We start from the raw sequence: 23,140 nt of genomic DNA, 5'->3' as shown, positions 1-23,140 counted from the left end.
TTAAATTTTTGTCTGCAGACTGAAATATCCGGTACATCGGTCTTCCGACTTCCGTCTTCCGTCCCCATGAAGAAGAAAATAGGGTTACTGGCAAAGAAGCGTATATCCATGTAAATTTTTATCAAGCAATTACAGAAATGATGTAATACTGTTTTTTGCCTTTTTGGACCAATAAGTACTTCCCTTGAAGCAGTGAAAAAGAAAGACCTTGGTTGGGGTCTGTAACTTTCTCTTTGTTGATCGAAACACCGCCTCCCTGAATCATTTTTCTTGCTTCACCTTTGGAAGGAAAGATAAGTCCATTGGTTTTTTCTGACAGAAGGTCTACGACATTTGCAGCCGACTCATACTCAGATCTGGAAATCTCGGCCTGAGGTACGCCATCAAACACCTGCAGGAATGTCCGTTCATTGAGTGTGGCGAGGTCTTCGGTGGATGATTTCCCAAAAAGAATTTCTGAGGCTTTTACGGCCATGTTGTATTCATTTTCTCCATGCACCATGATGGTAACCTGCTTGGCAATTTCTTTTTGGATTACCCTGAGGTGAGGAGCATCGGTCTGTTCTTTTTCCAAGTTTAGAACAGTTTGCTGATCCAAAACCGTAAAAATCCTGATGTACTTAGATGCGTCTTCATCAGAGACATTCAGCCAAAACTGGTAAAAAGCATAAGGTGAGGTCTTCTCTGGATCGAGCCAAACGGATCCACTTTCGGTCTTTCCGAATTTGGTACCGTCAGCTTTGGTAATCAAAGGGACAGTCAGCGCATAGGCACTTCCACCTTCCATTTTGCGGATCAATTCTGTACCGGTGACGATATTTCCCCATTGGTCAGAACCCCCAAGTTGGATGGCTACATCCTTGTTTTTCCACAAATGGTAGAAATCATATCCTTGGATCAATTGGTACGAAAACTCTGTAAATGACAGGCCATTTCCGTCTTCCAATCTTCTTTTGACCGAATCCTTGGCCATCATGTAGTTTACGGTAATGTATTTGCCCACATCCCGGATGAATTCCAAAAATGAAAATTGGGACATCCAATCGTAATTATTGACCAGTTCAGCTTTGTTTTGTTTTCCCTCACCAAAGTCCAAAAAATGGGACAATTGGGTCTGAAGGCATGACACGTTGTGGTCCAAAGTGGCTTTATCCAAAAGGTTTCTTTCTGCTGACTTGAAACTCGGATCACCGATCATCCCTGTAGCACCTCCCACGAGTGCATAAGGTTTGTGGCCTGCCCTTTGGAAATGGAGCAAAGTCATCACCCCGACAAGGTGACCGATATGCAGTGAATCAGCTGTCGGGTCGAATCCAAGGTAGGCAGATGCCATTCCTTTGTTCAGGTATTCTTCGATCTCCGGGGTCATATCCTGAAGCATTCCTCTCCAGCGCAGCTCTTCAATAAAGTTATTCATGGGAAACTCTGATTTTTTGAAGGTGCAAATATAGTTTTTTGAATTCCTGATTAGGAATAAATCGAGGATTTCTTAATCAAGTTTGATTCAAAAAGAGATTTCAAAATAGAATTGATGTTTCTAGCAATTCTGAAATCGGTTTACCATGCTATCCCATAATCTTCACCGTGGTTGCTCGATCCTCCCCAAAATGTCCCATGCTTCCAATCAAACCAAATGGCATTGAGTGGGCCGGATGTCCTGTCCAGCATATTTGGCTTGTAGCCTCTATTTTGCAAATCTTTCCTCACCCAAGAAGGTACTTGACTGTTGAGCGTGATAGACCCGGGTTTTGACTCATGCGCCCCAAAGGAAGATTGGATCTGGTAGTTATGGATATTGGCTGCCTCTGCAGCTTCCTGTACGGTCATCCCAAACTCCACGATATTCAAAAATAACTGCAACAAGTCCTGGTCTTGGGTATCTCCGCCCTGCACCGCAAAGGACAAGAAGGGTTTACCATCTTTCAGTGCCATACTTGGGGTCAGGGTTACCCTTGGTCTTTTTCCCGGTTCTAGGACATTGAAGGGATTGAGCTTTTCATCCAAGACGAAGCTCTACATTCTCTGACTCATGCCCACACCTGTATTTCCTGCGATGGTGGCCGGAATCCAACCTCCTGAGGGCGTGATAGAAACAACCCATCCTTCTGCATCTGCTGCCTGTATGGATGTCGTACCGGCAAGAAAATGGTCCAGAAAAGGATCGTCTAAGCCTTGGATCGGCAGTTCGGGCCGGTCGTACACCAAAGCTTCTTTCCTGTCTGCCAAGAGATGTGTAAATGGATTGGTTTCTCCCTGAAAAGGGTAGGGGTCTCCCGGGCCGATTTTGGGATCGTTCTTTTCTTTGATCAGTTTTGCCCGCTCTTTCGCATATTCTTTGGAAAGCAAGCCCTTCATCGGGCTTTTGGGTGCAAAGTCAGGATCGCCGTAATAGAAATCACGATCTGAAAATGCCAAACTCATGCTTTGATAGACTGTATTGATATAATTGGCTGAATTGTATCCCATTGACTTGAGGTCAAAATTTTCCAGGATATTCAGACTTTGGAGCAATGCAGGACCTTGGGTCCATTCCTGAAGTTTATAGACATCTATGCCTTTGTAATTTACTTTCAAAGGTTCTTCGATTTTCACTTTCCATTTGGCAAAATCTTCCATCGTGAAAAGTCCGCCCTGTTCTCTTGCTCCCCTTACAATTTCAGCCGCAATATCTCCCTTGTAAAAACGCTCATAGGCTGCATAAATGGCTTCTTTCCTCGATTTCCCGGCTGCAAGTGCGGCTTTTTCTGTATCCACCAATTTCTTCAAAGTCTGATACAGGTCTTCCTGCACAAAGACTTCTCCCGGATAGGGAGCTTCTCTTTCTTCTCCAAGGTGTGGCAAAAACACCTTCTTGGAATAAGGCCATTCTTTGATGAGGTCCTTCCTGTTTTCAATCATATTGGCAGTTTGGGCTTCGATTGGATATCCTTTTGCCATTTCCATGGCGGGAGCGAGGACTTGTTCCAAACTCATCGTGCCATATTCAGCCAATATGGTCATCAATCCGCCAGGTGTACCCGGAGTCGTAGCCGCCAATGGACCGAATTCAGGTGGATAGGCCATTCCTTTTTCTTTGAAAAAATCCGCCGTAGCTCCTGTTGGTGCGATTCCCATGGCATTGATGGCGATGACTTTTCCGGTTTTGGGATTGTAGATCAAAGCCTGCGTTTCGCCACCCCAACTCAATACATCCCACATGGTACAGACAGCGGCAAGCATGGCGCAGGAAGCGTCAACAGCGTTTCCACCTTGGTTGAAAATCATGGCGCCTGCGGTAGCACCAAGGGGTTTTCCGGTGATTGCCATCCAGTGTTTGCCATGAAGAGGCGGTTTTTGTGTTTGCGCAATTGCACTTACAAAACAAAAACTGAGGAACAGAAGAATTATCGGTTTTTTCATCATGGCTGATTGTCGATTAATTTGGGGAGTAAAGGGTCAAAGCCCTCAAATTTGCTGTTGTATTGGGTGAATAGACTGAAAAGGGAAGAAGCTTCCTTGAGATTGAGGTTGTTGCTTTCGGCAAATGATTCCAATTCAAATTGGTTTTCTCCGAAAATCGTAAATATCTTTTTCTTGTTTTTAGAGATTTCGATGACATTTTTGCCTTCTATATAGTAATACACATACCTTTTTACCACCCTGTCATCAGGTTCACCGACCATCAATGCTTGGTTGTAATTTGATTCCCTGATGGAGGCGATTGTCCTGCGGACCAAGGGTAGTTTTCCATCAACCAAGACCTCAAAAAATCCTGCAATAGGCGAACCCTCATCTTTGAAATCCATTCCATTGATAAAATACCTTGGTACCCCATGCTCGGAATCTATCCAAACAATGTTTCTAACCCTCAATCCGGGGACTGTAGTGGCTTCTTCAGAATTTTCTGACCTTAGTTCAAATGTATTGGTGTTGATATTATATCTCACAAAGTAACCTTCAATCAATTCTTCATTTTTGTAAAGAAGAATAGAAGCTTTGTTCCACTTTGTATCCAAATAAAAGTTCCCCTGAAGCTTTTTGGGTTCGGGAGGAATACCATAAATGGCATTTCCACTTCCAAAATTTGGTCGTTTGTTGAATAATTCAGCAATGTTTGTCGCTCGAATTGTCTTTTGCAAAGCAGCCCCTGTAGCATCTTCATAGCCCATTGGAAAAAGTGTAATTACTCCCATATTCAAATTATCTTTGACTTGAACCTGTGCCTGATAGGATTGGAAACCGTTCATTTTGATGTTCAAAACATAAGTATTTGAAAAGACACTGTCAATCGCAAACCTTCCTGATTCGTTTGACACTGCGAAAAAAGCAAAATCTTTCAAAGTGATTTCCGCACCGGAGATAAGCTCCTCTGTAGCGCCGTTTCTCAATATGCCTGTAATTGAATAACGTTGGGCAATCAATTCATTTGCTGTAAAAGTTAAAATTGCAATCAGCACAAACAACCTTCTGAATTTTCTCATTTTTGGTTTTTTACCCGTTTTTAAAGCATTGATTATAAATAGATAGGAATGGCTTTTGTTTTGTAATTTGGCTATGATATCCTACATTTAAGCCATAATATAATTATTGATTTGGAATATCATGAACAAAAACCCATGTACTTATTTTTTCTTTACTTAATGGGTGGGTTTTATGTTTTTGCGGGAGCGATGCATTTTGTCAAACCAAAGATGTTCATTAAAATAATTCCGCCGTATTTTCCAAAACCTCAACTGCTAAATGCATTAGCTGGAATGTTTGAACTTGTTTTTGGCTTGGGATTGTTATTTGAACCTACTAGGTCAATTGCTGCCATCGGAATAATTCTTCTTCTTGTGGCCGTTTTCCCCGCCAATATTTATATGTATCAAAAAGGTGCCAAAGGAATACCAAAATGGGCCCTATTCCTGAGGTTGCCGATGCAATTTGCGCTTATTGCCTGGGCCTATTTATATGTCTAAACAGATTGACTTTGAATTTTAGTGATTTTAATTTTGAATCAAGCCTTAATGAAGGACTTGATGCCATGGGTTTTGATAAACCAACTCCCATCCAAGAATTTGCCATTCCTGTCATCCAACAGGGCAAAGACCTGATTGCCTGTGCACAGACAGGTACCGGAAAAACTGCAGCATTTATTCTGCCGATTCTTAACAAAATGGCCAAAGAAGGTCAGACCGGACTGAATACCCTGATCTTGGCCCCTACGAGGGAATTGGCCATACAGATTGACCAACAGATCCAAGGATTTGCTTATTTCTTGGGTATAAGTTCCATTCCTGTCTATGGCGGTGGCGACGGCATTGCATGGGAACAGCAGAAAAAAGCCATGGAAGTAGGTGCCGAAATCATCGTGGCTACTCCCGGAAGGCTGATAGCATTATTGGCCGGGGGCAAAATCAATTTCGACAAATTGGAGCATCTCATCATGGACGAGGCGGACAGGATGCTCGATATGGGTTTTTCAGAAGATATTCTCAAAATCGTCAATTACCTTCCGAAAAACAGGCAGACGATTCTTTTTTCTGCCACAATGCCACCGAAAATCAGGCAGTTTTCCAAACAGCTCCTCAATAATCCTGAAGAGATAAGTTTAGCTATAGGAAAAACAGCCGCCAATGTGACGCAGGGAGTGTATTTAGTATATGAAACCCAAAAGGAAGCTTTGGTGAGACATATACTTTCCAAAAAGGACTATGAGGCAGTGATCATTTTTGCTTCAACCAAAGAAAAAGTAAAAAACCTTTACAAGCTGTTGAAAAAAGATTTTGATATTGAGGCTTTTCACTCTGACTTAGAGCAAGTTGAAAGAGAAATAATCATGTCAAGATTTAAAAACAAATCCCTCAAAATTCTAATCGGGACAGACATCATTTCCCGCGGAATAGATGTGGTGGGGATTGAGTTGGTAATCAATTACGATACACCAAATGACCCTGAAGACTATGTACACAGGGTAGGACGTACCGCAAGGGCCGACAGCAATGGGGAAGCCATCACTTTTGTAAGTGACAAAGACCAATACAAACTTTCCCGCATCGAGCAGATGATCGGAATGGAAATAGAAAAGTTTCCACTTCCCGAAGGATTTCAATCAGGGCCTGATTACAAAAGTAAGAGCCATCATCCGGAAAAAGCGGGGGATTTCAAAGGAAAGAAAGGTTTCTCCAAGAATTCCAAAAAGAAGAAAAACTTCAAGCCTAGGGACAACCAAAACGCATCAGCCAAAGAACCAGGTCAGGCAAAACCTGCAGAATCAGTACAAAGTCAGAGACCTCCAAGAGAAAAGCCTACTGAAACAAACAAAGACAAGAACACTCCTTTTGGAAAAAGAACCAATGTGATTGAGTAATCTGTTTTAATCAGCTTCTTTGATGGATTCCCATTATTATACCTTATATGGGATGGAAGTCCGAAGTAAGGAAGTTGGAAGTTGTCCAATATTATAATATACTGTCGTCCGAGATCAAAAGTATGGGAAATAATTTAATCTGAGAATAATACAAAATGAAAGATGGGAAGCTTTAAAGCCGTCCCATCTTTTTTTTATTGTTGTTTCGACCAAGAAAAAACAATATAAAGCAAGGTAATAATAATTTTTTGTCTGGACACCCCACTATTGCTAAGCTTTTATCACTGATCCCGAAAGAGATTTTCAATGAAGTCGTGGAACAGGAAAATTCAGACAGGTATTACAAGAAACTTAAATCCGCAGACCATTCCACCATGGTGATGGTGGCAGCAAAAAACCTCTGCTCATACGTCAGCCTTGAAAAGTTCCCAGTCAATTCGGGGGCCTATTGGTAAAGTATATTTCAAAAGGAACTTAATTATATCTAAACAAAAATAATGTTCACCGGGTAGGGGTACTTTTCAATATGAATTAAAAAACCCCCTATTTATCAAATAGAGGAGCTTTATTTCCATGCATATTTTTGTCGGACGACAGTATAAAAATATGAAAAAATTTGAAAAGGAATACCAGCGACATCAGAAATTCATCAGGTATCAATGTCGTCTCCGTAGAAGAAATCCGGGGCAATGAGGTGTTCTCCAGACTCAGGGATTCTCGTTCCCCTTATCGTCAAGGGTCACCAGACCCTGACTCACAAAAAATAGAGCGCATCTTGGGCCTTTGCAGCATATTCAGCCCCATTCTTGACCAGAAAAACATTTGCCAACTCATGCTTTCAAGCATTTGACACATTCCGTTCATTTACATTTTAATTCAATTTAATTCTTTAACGCTTTATGTAAATGAAATAAACTTTGATTTTGAGCTAAATTGAAATCAGTAGGCAAAGCCTACGAGCTCAATAAGCCCAATTTAAAGGAATAAAAGTCCGGTCATTTTGAAATTGAGTGCAGCATCAATGGCATCGCATCCTATAAAAAATCGGTGAAAAACAAATTGTCGAATGGAGTGATACGGAAACAAAGTATAATTCCTTTGACAGAAATTTATCTGCAGCTGGATCCAGGCTATATTATAGGATAAAGCAGGTGGACTTTGACGGTAGCTTTGATTACAGCCCTACTCAAATGGTGAATATCCCCAGACTAACATTACAAACGGGTTGGCAAGCCTACCCCAATACAATCTATTGCCAATACCTGTTTGTAAGATCCCCTTTGTTTATTCGAAATAGGGAAAATCCGATTACCATCAAAATTTCCAGAAGGACTTTTGGCAGTTGAAATCATAAGTGATGAAACATTGTAAACTATCAAAGTCCTACATCGATAAAAATTATTAATAACTCAAATTTTCTCTTTATGAGGAAGATACCTCCTGAATTGAGAATAAAGTCTTCTGTTAGATCATGGATTCGTAAAGTCTATGTTGCCTTTGAGATATAATAATTTTACATCAAAATACAATCTTGCTTCTGAAATCTCGAACGTTTAATTATGAATACTGACATATATGCACAAGCAGAACCATTTGTATTACAAGTTTACAAAGAGTTGGGTTTGCCTCGGGTGGAAGAACGCCTTCGGGATATAAAGAAGGAGATAGACCTCACAAATACTTACACGCACAGCAAGGAGGAACTGGAGCATGGAGTTCGTATGGCATGGCGCAATAGTAACCGCTGTATTGGTCGCCTATATTGGAAATCACTAATATTGAATGACAAAAGAAATGTCAGGGATAGCAAAGAAATATTTAAAGCGCTTGAAGAGCATTTGGGAAGAGCCATCAATAATGGTAAAATCTTACCGATGATCACAGTTTTCCCTCCACAGCGTTCTGATGGGACTATACCTTTTAGGATTTGGAATAAGAGTTTAATCCGTTATGCTGCCCACGTCCAAGCAGATGGTCAATTAATAGGAGATCCGGACCAGCTTATTTTCACACAATATTGCAAAAAATTGGGATGGAAAGGGGAAAATACCCCTTTTGACGTTTTACCAATAGTCATAGAGCAAACAGGCAAACAACCTGAATGGCGGAATATCCATCCAGATTTAGTGCTAGAAGTAACACTTGAGCATCCTGATTATGGTTGGTTTATAGATCTCCACCTGAAATGGCATGCACTACCAATTATAGCGGATATGGTACTCGAAATAGGAGGCATTAGGTATCCTGCGGCACCGTTTAACGGCTGGTACATGGTGACCGAAATAGGTTCGAGAAATTTGGGTGATGAAAAAAGATTTAATCAGCTTCCGATAATTGCAGAAAAAATGGGATTGAAAAATAACAGGAATCATCCATTTTGGAAGGATAAGGCCCTTTTAGTATTGAATGAGGCAGTTTTTTATTCATTCAAAAAAGCAGGGATCACCCTCACGGATCATCATGCGGCTTCAGAACAATTCATGAAGTTTTTACAAAATGAGGAAAAGGAAGGACGGAGTGTAAATGCAGATTGGAGTTGGATTGTTCCACCGATTTCAGGATCATCCATGAAAGTCTTTCACCACAACTATACCAATGAAGTATTGAGTCCTAATTATTTCTATAACCAGAGTGCTTGGGATGATTCCAAGCCTGATCCTACTTGTCCATTTCATATTTCCAATAGATCTTAAATACGGGTCCTTTTATGTTTATCAAGGATAATAAAGAATTATTTTCGTCCGAGATCAAAAGTATGGGAAATAATTTAATCTGAGAATAATAGAAAATGAAAGATGGGAAGCTTTGAAGCCGTCCCATCTTTTTTATATTGTTGTTTCGATCAAGAAAAAACAATATGAATCAAGGTAATAATAATTTTTTGTCTGGACACCCCATCATTGCTCAGCTTTTTTCAATGATCCCGAAAGGGATTTTCAATGAAGTCGTGGAACAGGAAAATTCGGACAGGTAATACAAGAAACTTAAATCCGCAGACCATTTCATATGTATGTTTTATGCCGTCCTTACCCGGAATGGCAGTCTTATAGAGGTCTGCAAGAACATTTCCCTGATTGCCCAAAAGCTGATCCCGTTCGTTTTCAAACAGTTACCTGCCAGGAGCACACTATCCGACGCTAACCGCAAACGTGACAATAAGGTGTTCGCACTGCTTTACATGAGACTTTATACTTATTACAGGACCAGCCTTAAGGGCAACTGGCTGGATATCGGCGGAGAGGTGGATCCGAGTATGGTGGAAGTCTTTGACTCTACAACCATCACACTTTTCAAGGAAATACTGAAGGGGGCCGGGCGTAACCCTTTGGATGGAAAGAAAAAAGGAGGCGCCAAGGTGTTTGCCAAAATGAACCCGGCCGAAGGTGTCCCCAATTTTATCTGCATCCGTTCGGCGGCAACCAATCAAAACATATTCCTCAAAGTCATGGAGCTTCAAGAATACGGAATACCATTGTTCGGTAAGGGTTTCAATCGTTAATCATGCTTTGAAAAATGGAGTAGCTCTAACAGGTATTTCGTGACCCGTAAGAAAGACAATGCCCAGTATGAGATTGTCGTGGAATTTGACTGTTCCCATTCCCGAGACATCGAGTCAGATCAGGTTATATTGCTGAGATACAGGGAAAACAGCGTTTCTCGGACAGTTGAGGTAAGGTTGATAAGCTATATTGACCCTGAGAGCAGTGAAAGACTGTAATTCATCACCAATCTGATGGGACACGAAGCCCTGACCATAGCCCAGATTTACAAGAACAGATGGGTTATTTAGGTGTTGTTCAAGCAGATAAAGCAAAATTTTGAACTGAAATATTTTTTGTCGGACAGTGAGAACGATATCAAAATCCAGATATGAGTTGCCCTAATCCTTAACCTGCCGTTTTCAGTACTTCATAAACGGATAAAAGAAGCTGAGGACTTTTCTACCATGGTGATGGTGGCAGCAAAAAACCTCTGCTTATACGTCAGCCTTGAAAAGTTCCCAGTCAATTCGGAGGCCTATTGTAAAAGTATATTTCAAAAGGAACTTAATAATATCTAAACAGAAATAATGTTCACCGAATAGGGGTACTTTTCAATATGAATTAAAAAACCCCCTATTTATCAAATAGAGGGGCTTTATGTCCATGTTCATATTTTTGTCGGACGACAGTAATTATAATATGAAGAACTATATAATAAAAAAACGTCAGCTTCCACTGACGTTTTTTTTAGGGACTTCAGAAGGGTTTTTTATTTAGGCAAACTTTCCAATATCATCCTCACCAATTCAGATTTTTCTTTGTCTTTGATCCACCTAGCTACTATGACAAGGTCATTCTCTTCGTCAACATAGATCATGTTTGTTCCCGCTCCCAGGTGAAAGAATGCAGACTCCGGTGCTGCAGGAATCTCTTTTCTGTCAGTATTCAGAAAATAATTCATGAAACCATAATTAGGCTGAACGGCAGTAGGTGTTTGGGACTTTCTGATCCAATCCTCCGAAATTACCTGCACACCGTTCCATTTTCCTTTCCTTAAAGTAAGGTATCCAAACCTAGCCTGATCATAGGCACTGATAAACATCCCGCCGCCCCAATGTGACCCGCCGCTGACAGATTGCATGATCTGTCCATCGAGGATGACAAAGGAATTTTCATAACCGGTCCATCTCCAAGTGGGACTTGCCCCGATTTTGTCCATCAGGTTTTCCTTCAATACCACCGGAAGTGGCTTTCTCCATACATTCAAAACAGCCAAAGCAAGGACATTGACTCTGGTGTCATTGTATTTATATACTGTCCCCGGTTCATTCCTTGGCCTGTTGATCCAATCAGAGGAATTGCCCTGAGGACGGTCTGCCCAATCAGGTTTGCCCCATAGTGAACCTACCCAATCCGAAGTCTGACGCAGCAAATGCTCCCAGGTGATCTTGCGGTTATGCGGACCGGCAAAAAGGTCAAATACATCCTCATCATTCAGATGATCCGCTTTGTTCATCAGAGATTTGTAAGGTTCATAAGGAATAATCGGGCCTACATATGGATAGACAAGGTCTTTTTCACTTTTGATCAGACCTCGATCCACTGCCATGCCTACCGTAGATGACAGGATACTTTTGGCTACGCTAAAGGTCAGGTCAACCCGCTCAGGATCTCCCCATTGGCCTATGATATATCCTTTGTATATGATTAGGCCATTTGCTCCCCCTCTTTCTTTCATTGGCCCAACAGGAAATCCAAAAGGCTCCCTGCCAAAAGCACTTTGATAATGTGCTACTTTTAAGTTAGGGTCTGCATTACTTTCTGTAGAAATAGCAAAATCTATTGCTTGCTGAAGTTTGCCTGCATCCACCTTCATTTCTTTGGGATTTTTCTGTTGCCAGTCCCCGGGGGAAGGGAAATAATCATTCTGTCCAATGGTGGAAAAAGGGATCAAAAAAACGGTCAGGGCAAAGCATATCTTTGATGTCTTTCTCATAATAATTTTTTTCGAATGTATCTGCAATTGCCTGTTCATGAAAATCAAATTACAGGATTAGCCCTTTTAACATTTAAAAGGTTGGTAATTATGCGTTAAATTGTAGCGTAAAACAATTGTGTCAGATATTTGTCTTACTTAAAATTGTCTGAAATGGATAATCAAAAAATTTATATAATCGGAGCAGGGATTTCAGGCTTGATTGCAGCATACGAACTTGAAAGCGCCGGATATTGTCCCGAAATCTTGGAATCTTCAGACTGTGTTGGCGGGAGAGTTAGGACAGACTTTGAAAATGGATTTTACCTAGATCGGGGATTTCAGGTATTGTTGACAGCCTATCCTGAAGCCAAAAGATACCTCGATTATGAGAAGTTGAACCTCAAAATGTTTGATCCCGGAGCAATAATTTTTAAGCCGGGGGACACTTATGCAGTACACGATCCCTTGAGAAATCCTATGAGGCTGTTTGGGATGGCATTTTCGAAGGTTGGAACGATTAAGGATAAATTTAAAATCCTGAGCCTTACCAATTCTCTGAAAAAGAAAACCGAAGAAGAGATTTTTGCAGAACCATCCATCCCCACCATTGATTTCTTGAGAAATTATGGCTTTTCTGAAACCGTTCTAGATAATTTCTTCAAGCCTTTTTTCAAAGGAATATTCTTGGAAAATGGCCTACAGACATCTTCAAGGATGTTCAATTTTGTTTTCAAGATGTTTTCAATCGGCTATGCTGCCATACCTGAAAAAGGAATGCAGGAAATACCAAACCAGTTGAAAGGCAAGCTGCAGAAGACTGTTTTTCACTTCAATTCTCCAGTCGAAAGAGTCGAAGGAAAATCCATCCTTCTAGAGGATGGAAGGAAACTACAGGCAGACAAAGTCATCATCGCCTCACGTCCTGACAAAGTGCTGCCGCAGTTGGCAGGTCAGGTCAAGGAATACAGAAAAGTGATCAACCTCTATTTTTCTCTTGAGAAATCCTTCATCGCACAGCCTATGATTGGCTTGGTACCTGATATCAATTACCTGATCAACAATTTTGTTTTCATGACCGATGTTTCAAAGTTCTACAGCAGCTCAGGCAAAGCACTGCTTTCGGTCACGGTGACGCAGGATTCCAAAGCGGATGACCTTTTGATCAAGGTGGTGGCATTGGAATTGGAAGCACTTACCGGCATCAAGGCTTCCTATTTTGAACATATCAAAACCTATGAAATAGTCGACGCCTTGCCGCAGGTCGATGACATGCAGTATACCATTTCACCAACCAATACAAAGATTATTGATGATGTGTACCTTGCAGGGGACTATCTACTCAACGGATCTATCAACGCAGCCATGACAGCCGGGAGAAAGGCTGCAGAAGCGGTTATTTTAAGCCTTCAACCCACTCAATAAATTGAAAAAGACCATAGCAATTGCAGGTGCAGGTGGATATATCGGAAGATGGTTTATCGACAAATACAAAGGAAAATACAACATTGTTGCCTTAAGCAGACGAGATGCCATCCAAAATCCAAATCCCGAAGTGGAGTGGCGAAAAGTAGAGCTGTTTTCCATCACTTCTACTGTGGAGGCTTTGCAAGGGGTAGATTATGCGATTTACCTGATCCATTCGATGAGTGCTTTGACAAGGCTCGATCAGGGAAGTTTTGAAGATACTGACCTGCTATTGGCGGATAATTTTTCCCGTGCAGCTGAGGCAAATAATATCAAACAGATCCTGTATCTGGGAGGAATTCTTCCCAAAGAAGTCGAAGAAGAAAAAATGTCTATCCATCTCAGAAGCAGGCTTGAGGTAGAAAAAACCTTGGGTGAAAGGGGTGTTCCGGTGACCGCCCTTCGAGCAGGTGTAATAGTGGGACCAGGAGGGTCATCTTTTGAAATGGTCAGAAATCTCGTCAGAAAACTTCCTGTACTGATGTGTCCCAAATGGACCACTTCCCAAACCCAATCCATTTCTCTCCGTGATACATTGACAATCATGGACTCCTGCATTGGAAATGAAAATGTATTTGGAAAAGCCATTGAAATCGGAAGCCCGGAAATTTTATCCTACAAAGGAATGCTGGAAGAGACCGCAAGGGTGATGGGAAAGAAAAGGTTTATTTTCACAGTGCCAGTTTTTTCCGTAGGGTTTTCTAAACTTTGGGTTTCCTACTTTGGCGAAACGCCCTCAAAATTGGTTTCCCCTTTGGTCGAAAGTCTCAAACATACTTTGACTGTTTCGGAAGAATTGAAATTCAAGGAAAAAGAAATCGATTACCTGACTTATGAGGAAAGCGTGAAAGAAGCGCTAGATCCAAAGAATAAACTTCCCGCACTTCCCAAATTCAAACATGACCGTGAGGTAAAAAATACTGTCAGAAGTATCCAAAGGATGCCCAATACAAGACACAAAAGCGCATTGTGGGTAGCCAATAGGTATAAACGTTGGTTGCCGACTTTTTTTAGGTTTTTGATCAATGCAAAAGAAAACAATAGGGGAGATATCGGTTTTTACCTGTTGAATGGCTCCAAACCTATGTTGCAGCTGACCCTTATTCCTGATAGGAGCGACATCAAGAGACAACTGTTTTACATCACAGGGGGATGGCTAGTGAAGCGATTTGATTATGGATGGCTTGAATTTAGGGAGGTGCTCAGTGGAAAATACATGATTTCGGCAATACATGAATTTGTACCTCGACTTCCTTGGTTCGTGTATGTCAACACCCAGGCAAAAATCCACCTTTGGGTGATGAACCGGTTTAGAGAATACCTAGAGAAGTACAAGGGAAATTAATTTACGATGGATATACGCTTCTTTGCCCGTAACCATATATTCTTATTCAGTTGGTTCGGAAGACCAATGCTCTGGGCATTCAATCAGGAAACAAGAATTATTATAGCTATCCAATCTACCTGGATCAATCCGAACGGAAAATAAATAGGAGTTCAAAATCCCACAGCTTTGTCGTCGCCCCTTTTATCGGCTCCGCCTTCAAATTTTCCGTTTGGAAGTTTGAGGATGGCGTCTACCTTGCCAATAATCGGTGTGTTTCCTTCATTTATCAGGTATCCTTTTGATTTTAATTCATCCAATACCGCTTTGGGAAATCCTTCCGGTTCAAAATTGATGAGATCGGGTAGCCATTGGTGGTGAAAGCGCGGTGCATCCACTGCCTGCTGTATGGTCATGTCAAATTCCACTACATTCAGGATGGTCTGTAAAACCGAGGTGATGATGGTCGAACCTCCAGGTGTTCCCACCACCATGAGAAGCTTTCCGTTTTTTTCTACAATAGTAGGTGTCATGGAGCTGAGCATTCTTTTACCAGGAGCAATGCTGTTGGCTTCAGCCCCGACAAGCCCAAACATATTGGGAACTCCTGCTTTGGCACTGAAGTCATCCATTTCGTTGTTCAGAAAAAATCCAAGTTCATCACTGTACAATTTGGATCCATAGGCTCCATTCAACGTGGTCGTTATCGCCACCGCATTGCCAAAGGGATCGACAATGGAATAATGCGTAGTTTCATCACTTTCTACATATTGGATCACTCCCTGAGACACTGCGCTCGAAAGCGTGGCTCTTCCCGGATTAAAATCTGAAATTCTATCTTTAAGATACCCCTTGTCAATCATTTGAACTACGGGCACTGCCACAAAATCAGGATCACCCAAATAGAAATTCCTGTCTGCATAAGCCCTTCTTTCCGCCTCTGTCAAAGTTTGGATGTATTGGGAAGAGTTATGCCCCATTGACTTCAGGTCAAAACCTTCCAGCATTCCCAGAATTTGTGCCAAAGTCACCCCACCGCTGCTAGGCGGTGCCATCGAAATGATCCTGATGTCTTTGTAGTCAAAGGAAATTGGATCACGCCATTTGGCTTCATAGCCTGCCAAATCCTCCATGGTGATGATTCCTCCATTTGATTGGATAAAATCTACTAACTTTTGGGCAGTCTCCCCAAGGTAAAATTCATCTTTGCCATTCTTGGCTATTCTTTTCAAAGTTTCGGCAAGAATCGGATATTTGATCGTGTCGTTGGTTTTAAACTCCCTCCCGAAAAAGGTATTTTCACCATTGATTTTGATAAAATTGTCCCGATTGCCGGCAAGTCTTTTTTCCTGATTGGAGGTCACGACAACACCCTTCTCTGCCAATTCAATCACAGGGGCGAGGATTTCTTCCATCGGAAGTGTCCCAAATCTACGGTGGACTTCAAACATTCCTGCCACCGTTCCGGGTACACCCACAGCCAAAGCTCCCATGGTACTCAATTCAGGAATAACTTCACCATTTTCATCCAAATACATATCCCTTGTGGCAGCCAAAGGTGCTTTTTCCCGATAATCCAACGAACCTGTTTCACCGTTTTCCAACCTGAATACCATAAATCCACCGCCTCCAAGATTTCCTGCAAAAGGATAGGCCACTGCCAATGCAAGTTCCGTAGCAATCATGGCATCAAAAGCATTCCCGCCTTTTTCCATGACCATCAATCCGATTTTTGATGCCTCACCACGGGCGGTGACGACCATGGCCTTTTCGGCAATCAGCCCACGGTTTTCTAAAGAAACAGCGTCATTTTCCTTACAGGAAAAAACCAGCAAAAAAGCAAAGCTTGCTAAAAGAACGATATATTTTTTATTTCTCATCTCAGTCAATCAGTGTTTCATTGAACAGTTTTAACACCCTTTTGTACTCATCCGTCCAACTGCTGGGTTCGACGAAGCCGTGGTCTTCCACAGGATAAACAGCCATTTCCCAATTGTCTTTGCCCAATTCGATCAGACGCTGTGCCAGCCTGACCACATCCTGAAAATGTACATTGACATCGATCATCCCATGTGCTATCAATAAATTCCCTTTCAGTCCTTCTGCAAAATAAATGGGAGAGGACCTCTTGTAAGAAATAGGGTCATTGAAAGGTTCATTCAGGATATTGGCTGTATAGCCATGATTATAGTGGGCCCAATCTGTCACGGACCTCAAAGCAGCACCGGAGGTAAAGGTTTCAGATTCATTGAAAAGCGCCATCAGGGTGATGAATCCACCGTAACTTCCTCCATAAATCCCGATTTTCCCGGGTTTGACACCATGATTTTCCATCAGAAATTTGGCACCATCAACTTGGTCCGAAAGGTCTTTTCCACCCATGTGGCGGTAAATGCCCGTTCGCCAGTCTCTGCCATAACCTGCACTTCCCCTGTAATCAATATCCAAAACCGTGTAACCCAAATCCGTCAAAAGATTATGGAACATGTATTCTCTGAAATAGCTTGACCACCATTTATGGGCATTTTGTAGGTAACCCGCCCCATGGACAAAAATCACCGCAGCTCCATTGCTTTTGATGGCCTCTGGCACATATAATCTTGCGGGAACCATTTGTCCGTCAGCTGCTTTGAAGTTGACCAATTGAGGATCACGCCATGAGTAGGATTTGAATTCCTCACTTTGACCAAAAGTCAATTGTCTCGGTTGGGACTTTGGAGTATTGGCTTGGATGTATAATTCGGTTGGCTGATTGCTGTAGGAATAAAGGATTGCCAAGTTTTTCTCATCAGGAGAAAGGGTTACTTCATTGTTTCCGGTGAGTGTGGTTAGCTTTTCCATTTTGCCACCCATAAGTGGCATCAGATAAAAATGTCTTTCTCCCGGGTGGACTTCAGAAGTGGTGAGGTTCCAAAACTTCCCGTTTTTGGAAATGAAGGGATCAAAGACCTCAAATTTCCCTGAAGTCAATGCCTTTTTGTTGCCTAAGGTTACATCCAAAAGATACAGGTGGGAATAACCGGTTTCTTCAGATTGGAAATATATGTGCTTGTTATCGGGTAACCAACCCAAAGTTCCTCCTCCAAAACCCCATCCAATTCCAGGGCCTGCTATCCAGGCTTCATCACGCTGCCTGTCAACAGATTTTAAGGTTGCTGACTCAAGGTCAAGTAAGGTGATCCACCTGTCTTTGTTGTCGTTTGCGCGGATATTGACTATGGCATTCTTTCCGTCATTTGAAAAAATCGGTGCTGCAATAGTCACTTTCCTCAATTTTTCTTCCCAGGTTTTTTCAGGATAATCCCTGACATAGTCGGGAAGGTCCATGATGCCAGGAAGACTGTCTGTAGCTACATAGATTACAGTATCTTTTGCAAAATTGTAGACCGCAAGTTCGATGTTTTGCGGATTATCACCCACTTTGGACCTTGTATTCAAGTTGGTCGTATAGCCTGAAGCATCAGTATAATCAGGCACTTCGGTCCTTTTATTTTCTGCCCTGCCTATTAATAGGAGGGTAGCATATTTTTCATCGGGCGAAAGTTGGATATTGATGACCTGCTTGCCTTCCGTATAAAAGGTGAAAGGTACTTTCTCAGCAATTGATTCATAATATTTCTTAGATTTTTCTTGGTTTTCCTCTCTTTCTCGGACCACTTGAAGGAGATTCAAATTATCTTCTTTCAGCCATTTTTCTCTTTCAGCCTGCTTTTCTTCTTTGTCTTTGGGACGGGTTCCATTTTGGACTCGGGTCATTCTTTGGAGTTTTCCGGTTGGAATATCAAGAACAAACAGATTGCCGGAAGATTCAAATACAATCCTGTTTTCATTAGATAAAAACAGAGGATTTGATAACCTTTCCCCAAAGTTGATCAGTGAAGTCTTGCTGCTGCTTGCTATGTCAAAAAGTATGATTTCACCACCTTTGGCGTATATTTTCTTGGTTTTGGCTAGGTTGCTATTGGCATTTCTTGGTACCCTGTTTTTCTGCTCCTCCAAAGAAACTTTTTCAGGATTTGACTCGCCCATTATTGCCATTTTATAAAGAGAATCAGCAGGATGTTGTTCTGGATTATATTTAAAATAAACAAATTGCCCTTTTTCATCCCACTGAATATCAGATGGAAATGTCCCCATCCATTTTGGGTCTTTCATGATTTTTTCTACCGAAAGTTCAGTTTGGGCAAGAGAATATTGACAGGCAAACAGGCATACAAAGGCTGTCAGAAAACAACTTTTCTTCATAGGAATTGATTTTACTTAAATTGATTGTAAGAATAAAGTTCTAAGAATCGGATTGATTTGGAAACAAAAAAATGGGGAGAGGTAAAAAAATTATGTTGATCAAAGTGAATCAAGGAAGGTTTTAAGTTCTTTTTCAATGATTTCAATGTCATGAAGTAGGTTTTTGAATTGTTCCTCTGAATTCTCAAGATCTGCTTCAATGGATTCAAGTATTTTCCTCGTTTGTATAGCACCTATATAACTTAGACTCGGCTTTGCTTTGTGACACCTTCTCTTGATCAAAGCAAAGTCTTCAGCCTCATAGAGTACGTCCATACTTTTCAAATCTTTCAGATTCGAATCCAGAATAATCTGAATCATTTCTCGCAACATTTCTTTGTCGTCATCGCCGAAATACTGAAAAATTGTTTGTGGGCTAATAAGCTGGTACATAAAATATTTAAATAGCTGTCAAATGTATATAACAATCAAATTTATGTATTTCAAAATAAAATAAAGTGGTTTTATGTTTTTTTTTTAATAAACATCCTCCACCATTTTGAATAAACTTTATAAGTCTTTCATTCTGCGGTACTTTCAGATTTCTAATCCATAAATTATCTTTTAATTTTGGCAAACTCAAACATCTTAAAGTTATTAATGTTTCTCTGAATATAGCTATGAAAAAAAATAAAATAGTTTTCTTAGTCCTTGCAGCTATTTTTGCCTTGTGCATGCTATGGATAGGAATTGATATGTCCAGCAAGACAACTTTTCCAGGATCCAAACGAAATTTAAAAGAAAGAATAGCCCCCTCAGATACGTTAAAAACCAATGTCAAAGAAACAAAAGATTGATGTCAACCTGATTGACTTGGAAAAAATGAAGGAAAAGACCACAGACATGCCAGGTCTTTTGCCTTATGCACACCAGTCGGGAAGCGCTATCATCAGACCTGAGGATAAAGGTAAAATCACCGGCAGGGCAGTGGCGGCCATGCATTCGCAGACTGACATGCAGATGGCTCAGATCTATCAGCAGATGCAGCTTTTGGCAGAACAGGCCAAATTGATCCAAAATCGTGTTGAAATTTCAGAAAGGATTTATAAAACTTCCATGGGATTTGAGCCCTTGATCAACCACCACTACTTTTTATATGAAAAAGAGGATGGCAGCGATTTCCTCAGCTTGGTGGCACCGGAGGAGTGGGGTAGAAAAAGTAAATTCTCTAAATTCATTGCAGAAATAAAGCTTTTGGCCGATCATACCTGGGAAATCATCCGAAAAGAAGCTTAATTTTGTCCATGCATCATTTGAAAGTGGAAAATCTGTACGGAATCTTGAAAGAATCAGGACTCCATATGGAATTTAACCACCAATTAGAAGTCAATCCCAACTACCTTAAAGGGAAAGGCGAAAACTTTTTGAATGAAGTCTTTTCAGGTCTTGGAGGAAGTGGGACTGTTCCAATACTCGAAAAACTCAAGTTTGACTTCAAAGTCAACCGACATGTATTTCTCTATGACGATGAAGTACATTTCAATAGATACAGATTGACTTCACTCAAAACTTCAATGTATGAAGTCTTTTCTTTCCCATGGACAGAGGCATACCTTAGGCTTTGCAGGACTTATGAAAAGGAATGTCTCAAGACTGGATTACAGGAAAGGATTTGGAATGGACCTCCGATCGCAGGAAAACTTTTTGGAAAAAGCGAAATTGCCGGTGAACTTTCGGCAAATGGGTCCTCCGGGTGGAAGTTGAATGCTTACAATGATACCCAATATGACCTTGTCAGCCGGCTTCATGGTTATAAGCTGATCAGAATACCACTTTATGAAAACCTCATGATAGGAGGAAGTCTGAAAAAAATTGACGACCTCTTGCTGCATCCCAAAGAAGAAAACCGCCAAGGTATCTTAAACTGGTTTTCAAGGAAAATATATTAATTACTCTATTATTTGAAAAATAGAATTTTTGAATCATAAAAAACCCCACGTTGGGATACGTGGGGTTTTTAATATTTTAAGATCACGAGGAAATCAAAACTAGCAGAACCAAAAAGCTTACTGCCCATCCTATACCTGCTGCCCCAAGATTTTTTCCTTTTGCCTTTTTATTGTAGCCTTCCCTATATTCCATACTTTTGAAGTTTTCTTCACCCACGAGCAATGGATTTGGAGATTTTGCATCGGTAACGGCAACAATTACAAAACCGATAACTCCACCAAATAGACCTGCGCAGAAGTTTCCTCCAAATCTTTTATGATGAATCTGTGCATCATTCATCCCTTTCAAATACATACTTTCTTGTACCTCGAGAAGCTTTTCGTAATTTTCAACTTTTACAAATTCAACTTCTTCAGGTTTAAGCTTGAGTAATTTTTTGTCTTTTTTAGCTGTTTTAAATGTCAATTCATCAACATCTACACTCAATAGGTCTCCTTTGATTTTGGATCCATCTTTAAGGTAAATAATATCACTTGCAAAAGAATTGCTTATGAAAATTAAAGAAAGAAATAATAGAATTGTTTTTTTCATAATTTTTTTGTTTAAAAATACGTATGTCAACTTAATTATATTTAATAGGAAAAAAAAATAAATTTGAAAAAAACAAAACGTCTATTTTGAAACAAATTGATAATCAGACATTTTATTTCTACGACTTTAGGAATTGCTGTAAATTGATACTTAGAAGTTATGAAAACAAGCCATAAATCTCTCTGTCTATACGCTGTACAATCGAGGAAAAATCCTCCGGATACTCTACAAAGTCCATCTGATTGACATCCACAATCAGCAATTTGCCCTTGTCATAGCCACCGATCCATTCTTCGTAATGGGAATTCAGGTTTTTCAAATAATCAATCCGGATTGCATTTTCATAGGATCTTCCCCTTTTCTCAATCTGGCCCACCAATTTGGGGATGTCAGCCTTCAGATAAATCAACAAGTCGGGTGCCTTGACATAATTGATCATCGAATCGAACAGGGAAAGGTAATTTTCATAATCTCTTTCTGAAAACAATTTTGATTTGTAGAGATTGGCTGCAAAAATATAAGCATCTTCATAAATCGTCCTATCCTGAACCACCGACAGACCGCCTTCCCTGATCCGTTTGATTTGATTGAAGCGGCTATTGAGGAAAAATACCTGAAGATGAAAAGACCAACGCTTCATATCTTCATAAAAATCGGCCAAATAGGGATTGTTTTCTACTGCCTCCAACTCCGCATGCCAACCGTAATGCTTGGCCAACTTGATGGCCAAAGTGGTTTTTCCACTGCCTATATTTCCCGAAACTGCTATGTGCATGGTTGATTTGTGCTCTAATCTTTACTTCAATTTATTTTCGTCCTGACAAGAGATTATGTTTATTTAAACCTCTCCGACACCTTCAAGTCCTTGCTTCCCGCCGTATATGCATAAAATCCTTCCCCTGTTTTCACTCCTTTAAAACCTGCTTCCACCATATTGACCAATAGTGGACAAGGCGCATATTTAGGATTGCCAAAACCATCGTGTAAAACCCTCAGGATGGATAAACAGACATCAAGGCCGATAAAGTCAGCCAATAGCAAAGGTCCCATAGGATGTGCCATACCCAACTTCATCACGGTATCAATCTCCTCAATACCCGCAACACCTTCATAGAGGGTGTAAATGGCTTCATTGATCATCGGCATCAAAATCCTGTTGGCGACAAAGCCTGGATAGTCATTTACCTCAACTGGTTTTTTTTCGAGATTTGAGGAAATCTCCATCACTATTTCCGTTGTTTCCTTTGAGGTTGCGTATCCTTTGATCACTTCCACAAGCTTCATTATGGGAACGGGATTCATAAAATGCATACCTATCACCTTGTCCGGCCGCTTGGTAACTGAACCTATTTTTGTTATTGAAATAGAAGAAGTATTGGTAGCCAAAATGGTATTTTGAGGACACATTTCATCCAACTGACGAAAGAGATCCAATTTTATCTCAAGGTTTTCGGTGGCAGCCTCAATCACCAAATCAGAATTCTTCACGCCCTCTTGCAGGGAATTAAAAGATTGGATGCGGCTCAAGGTGTCCTGTTTGTCATGTTCAGTCAAAGTTCCTTTGGCCACTTGCCTGTCTAAGTTTCTGGAAATGGTAACCAAAGCCTTATCCAAGGCAGCCTGATTGACATCAATGAGGCAGACGTGGTAGCCATATTGGGCAAAAACATGGGCGATTCCGTTTCCCATTGTTCCGGAACCAATAACAGAAATAGTATTCATTTTGATTTGGGTTTAGTATTCAGGTAGTTAACAATTGAAATGAAAAATGTACCGAAAAGGATTTAATTTTCCCT

20 protein-coding genes and 2 pseudogenes are annotated in these 23,140 nt (G+C 40.8%); 11 read left to right on the top strand and 11 right to left on the bottom strand.

Annotated elements, in window-relative coordinates; genetic code table 11:
- Nucleotides 1–121: 121 nt before the first annotated feature.
- The 3 genes and pseudogenes from tyrS to MMU07_RS14590 form a co-directional block, all read right to left on the bottom strand.
- A complete protein-coding gene (gene tyrS, locus MMU07_RS14600; RefSeq protein WP_241126614.1) occupies nt 122–1,417 on the bottom strand; it encodes a tyrosine--tRNA ligase in 1,296 nt (431 codons plus the stop codon).
- A gap of 140 nt (nt 1,418–1,557) precedes the next feature.
- Nucleotides 1,558–3,399 (bottom strand): annotated as a pseudogene (locus tag MMU07_RS14595) (gamma-glutamyltransferase family protein).
- Nucleotides 3,399–4,460, bottom strand: coding sequence for a carboxypeptidase-like regulatory domain-containing protein (locus MMU07_RS14590; RefSeq protein WP_241126613.1), 1,062 nt, complete (start codon nt 4,458–4,460; stop codon nt 3,399–3,401). The pseudogene MMU07_RS14595 and the gene MMU07_RS14590 overlap by 1 nt, the downstream one beginning before the upstream one ends.
- A 135-nt stretch (nt 4,461–4,595) precedes the next feature.
- Between MMU07_RS14590 and MMU07_RS14585 the strand changes: the two genes are divergently transcribed.
- From MMU07_RS14585 to MMU07_RS14560, 7 genes and pseudogenes are all read left to right on the top strand, one after another.
- The gene (locus MMU07_RS14585) at nt 4,596–4,940 is read left to right on the top strand and encodes a DoxX family protein (protein WP_241126612.1); all 345 of its coding nucleotides are present in this window, start codon (nt 4,596–4,598) and stop codon (nt 4,938–4,940) included.
- An 11-nt stretch (nt 4,941–4,951) separates the two neighbouring features.
- Entirely contained in the window at nt 4,952–6,331 is a 1,380-nt protein-coding gene (locus MMU07_RS14580; RefSeq protein ID WP_241126611.1) for a DEAD/DEAH box helicase, read from the top strand.
- Nucleotides 6,332–6,579: 248 nt separating this feature from the next.
- Nucleotides 6,580–6,786 carry a DUF4372 domain-containing protein gene (locus MMU07_RS14575; RefSeq protein ID WP_241126610.1) on the top strand — a complete coding sequence of 69 codons (207 nt, stop codon included), beginning with the start codon at nt 6,580–6,582 and terminating at the stop codon, nt 6,784–6,786.
- Between the two features lie 1,104 nt (nt 6,787–7,890).
- Complete coding sequence (locus MMU07_RS14570) at nt 7,891–9,024, top strand: nitric oxide synthase oxygenase (RefSeq protein ID WP_241126609.1); 1,134 nt, start codon at nt 7,891–7,893, stop codon at nt 9,022–9,024.
- 293 nt (nt 9,025–9,317) lie between these two features.
- Nucleotides 9,318–9,413, top strand: a pseudogene (locus tag MMU07_RS21855) (DUF4372 domain-containing protein); the annotation flags it as partial.
- A gap of 96 nt (nt 9,414–9,509) precedes the next feature.
- Nucleotides 9,510–9,830 (top strand): hypothetical protein, encoded by a 321-nt coding sequence (locus MMU07_RS14565; RefSeq protein WP_241126608.1) that lies wholly within the window; start codon nt 9,510–9,512, stop codon nt 9,828–9,830.
- A gap of 39 nt (nt 9,831–9,869) precedes the next feature.
- A complete protein-coding gene (locus tag MMU07_RS14560) occupies nt 9,870–10,049 on the top strand; it encodes a hypothetical protein (RefSeq protein WP_241126607.1) in 180 nt (59 codons plus the stop codon).
- Between the two features lie 533 nt (nt 10,050–10,582).
- Here MMU07_RS14560 and MMU07_RS14555 read toward each other — a convergent pair.
- Nucleotides 10,583–11,809, bottom strand: coding sequence for a serine hydrolase domain-containing protein (locus MMU07_RS14555; protein WP_241126606.1), 1,227 nt, complete (start codon nt 11,807–11,809; stop codon nt 10,583–10,585).
- 153 nt (nt 11,810–11,962) lie between these two features.
- Here MMU07_RS14555 and MMU07_RS14550 point away from each other — a divergent pair, with 153 nt between their 5' ends.
- Together MMU07_RS14550 and MMU07_RS14545 are read left to right on the top strand one after the other, a co-directional pair.
- A complete protein-coding gene (locus tag MMU07_RS14550) occupies nt 11,963–13,213 on the top strand; it encodes an NAD(P)/FAD-dependent oxidoreductase (RefSeq protein WP_241126605.1) in 1,251 nt (416 codons plus the stop codon).
- A gap of 1 nt (nt 13,214) precedes the next feature.
- A complete protein-coding gene (locus tag MMU07_RS14545; protein WP_241126604.1) occupies nt 13,215–14,600 on the top strand; it encodes an NAD-dependent epimerase/dehydratase family protein in 1,386 nt (461 codons plus the stop codon).
- Between the two features lie 152 nt (nt 14,601–14,752).
- On the opposite strand, the gene ggt is transcribed toward MMU07_RS14545, so the two are convergent.
- The 4 genes from ggt to MMU07_RS14525 form a co-directional block, all read right to left on the bottom strand.
- Nucleotides 14,753–16,459, bottom strand: coding sequence for a gamma-glutamyltransferase (gene ggt / locus MMU07_RS14540; RefSeq protein WP_241126603.1), 1,707 nt, complete (start codon nt 16,457–16,459; stop codon nt 14,753–14,755).
- Nucleotide 16,460: 1 nt separating this feature from the next.
- On the bottom strand, nt 16,461–18,824 hold the full coding sequence (locus MMU07_RS14535; RefSeq protein WP_241126602.1) for a S9 family peptidase: 2,364 nt from the start codon (nt 18,822–18,824) through the stop codon (nt 16,461–16,463).
- Nucleotides 18,825–18,923: 99 nt separating this feature from the next.
- On the bottom strand, nt 18,924–19,256 hold the full coding sequence (locus MMU07_RS14530) for an Hpt domain-containing protein (RefSeq protein ID WP_241126601.1): 333 nt from the start codon (nt 19,254–19,256) through the stop codon (nt 18,924–18,926).
- 7 nt (nt 19,257–19,263) lie between these two features.
- The gene (locus MMU07_RS14525; RefSeq protein ID WP_241126600.1) at nt 19,264–19,644 is read right to left on the bottom strand and encodes a hypothetical protein; all 381 of its coding nucleotides are present in this window, start codon (nt 19,642–19,644) and stop codon (nt 19,264–19,266) included.
- Here MMU07_RS14525 and MMU07_RS14520 point away from each other — a divergent pair.
- Nucleotides 19,638–20,099, top strand: coding sequence for a DUF2452 domain-containing protein (locus MMU07_RS14520; RefSeq protein WP_241126599.1), 462 nt, complete (start codon nt 19,638–19,640; stop codon nt 20,097–20,099). The two genes, MMU07_RS14525 and MMU07_RS14520, sit on opposite strands and share 7 nt — an antisense overlap.
- 8 nt (nt 20,100–20,107) lie before the next feature.
- A complete protein-coding gene (locus tag MMU07_RS14515; protein WP_241126598.1) occupies nt 20,108–20,752 on the top strand; it encodes a DUF7255 family protein in 645 nt (214 codons plus the stop codon).
- 82 nt (nt 20,753–20,834) lie between these two features.
- On the opposite strand, the gene MMU07_RS14510 is transcribed toward MMU07_RS14515, so the two are convergent.
- From MMU07_RS14510 to MMU07_RS14500, 3 genes are all read right to left on the bottom strand, one after another.
- Nucleotides 20,835–21,344, bottom strand: coding sequence for a hypothetical protein (locus MMU07_RS14510; RefSeq protein WP_241126597.1), 510 nt, complete (start codon nt 21,342–21,344; stop codon nt 20,835–20,837).
- Nucleotides 21,345–21,501: 157 nt separating this feature from the next.
- Nucleotides 21,502–22,119 carry a deoxynucleoside kinase gene (locus MMU07_RS14505; protein WP_241126596.1) on the bottom strand — a complete coding sequence of 206 codons (618 nt, stop codon included), beginning with the start codon at nt 22,117–22,119 and terminating at the stop codon, nt 21,502–21,504.
- Between the two features lie 59 nt (nt 22,120–22,178).
- The gene (locus MMU07_RS14500; protein WP_241126595.1) at nt 22,179–23,066 is read right to left on the bottom strand and encodes a 3-hydroxybutyryl-CoA dehydrogenase; all 888 of its coding nucleotides are present in this window, start codon (nt 23,064–23,066) and stop codon (nt 22,179–22,181) included.
- Between the last annotated feature and the right edge of the window lie 74 nt (nt 23,067–23,140).

It is taken from the genome of Cognataquiflexum nitidum (assembly GCF_022538055.1).
Classification (GTDB): domain Bacteria; phylum Bacteroidota; class Bacteroidia; order Cytophagales; family Cyclobacteriaceae; genus Cognataquiflexum; species Cognataquiflexum nitidum.
This window is presented reverse-complemented; position numbering and strand designations above follow the sequence as displayed.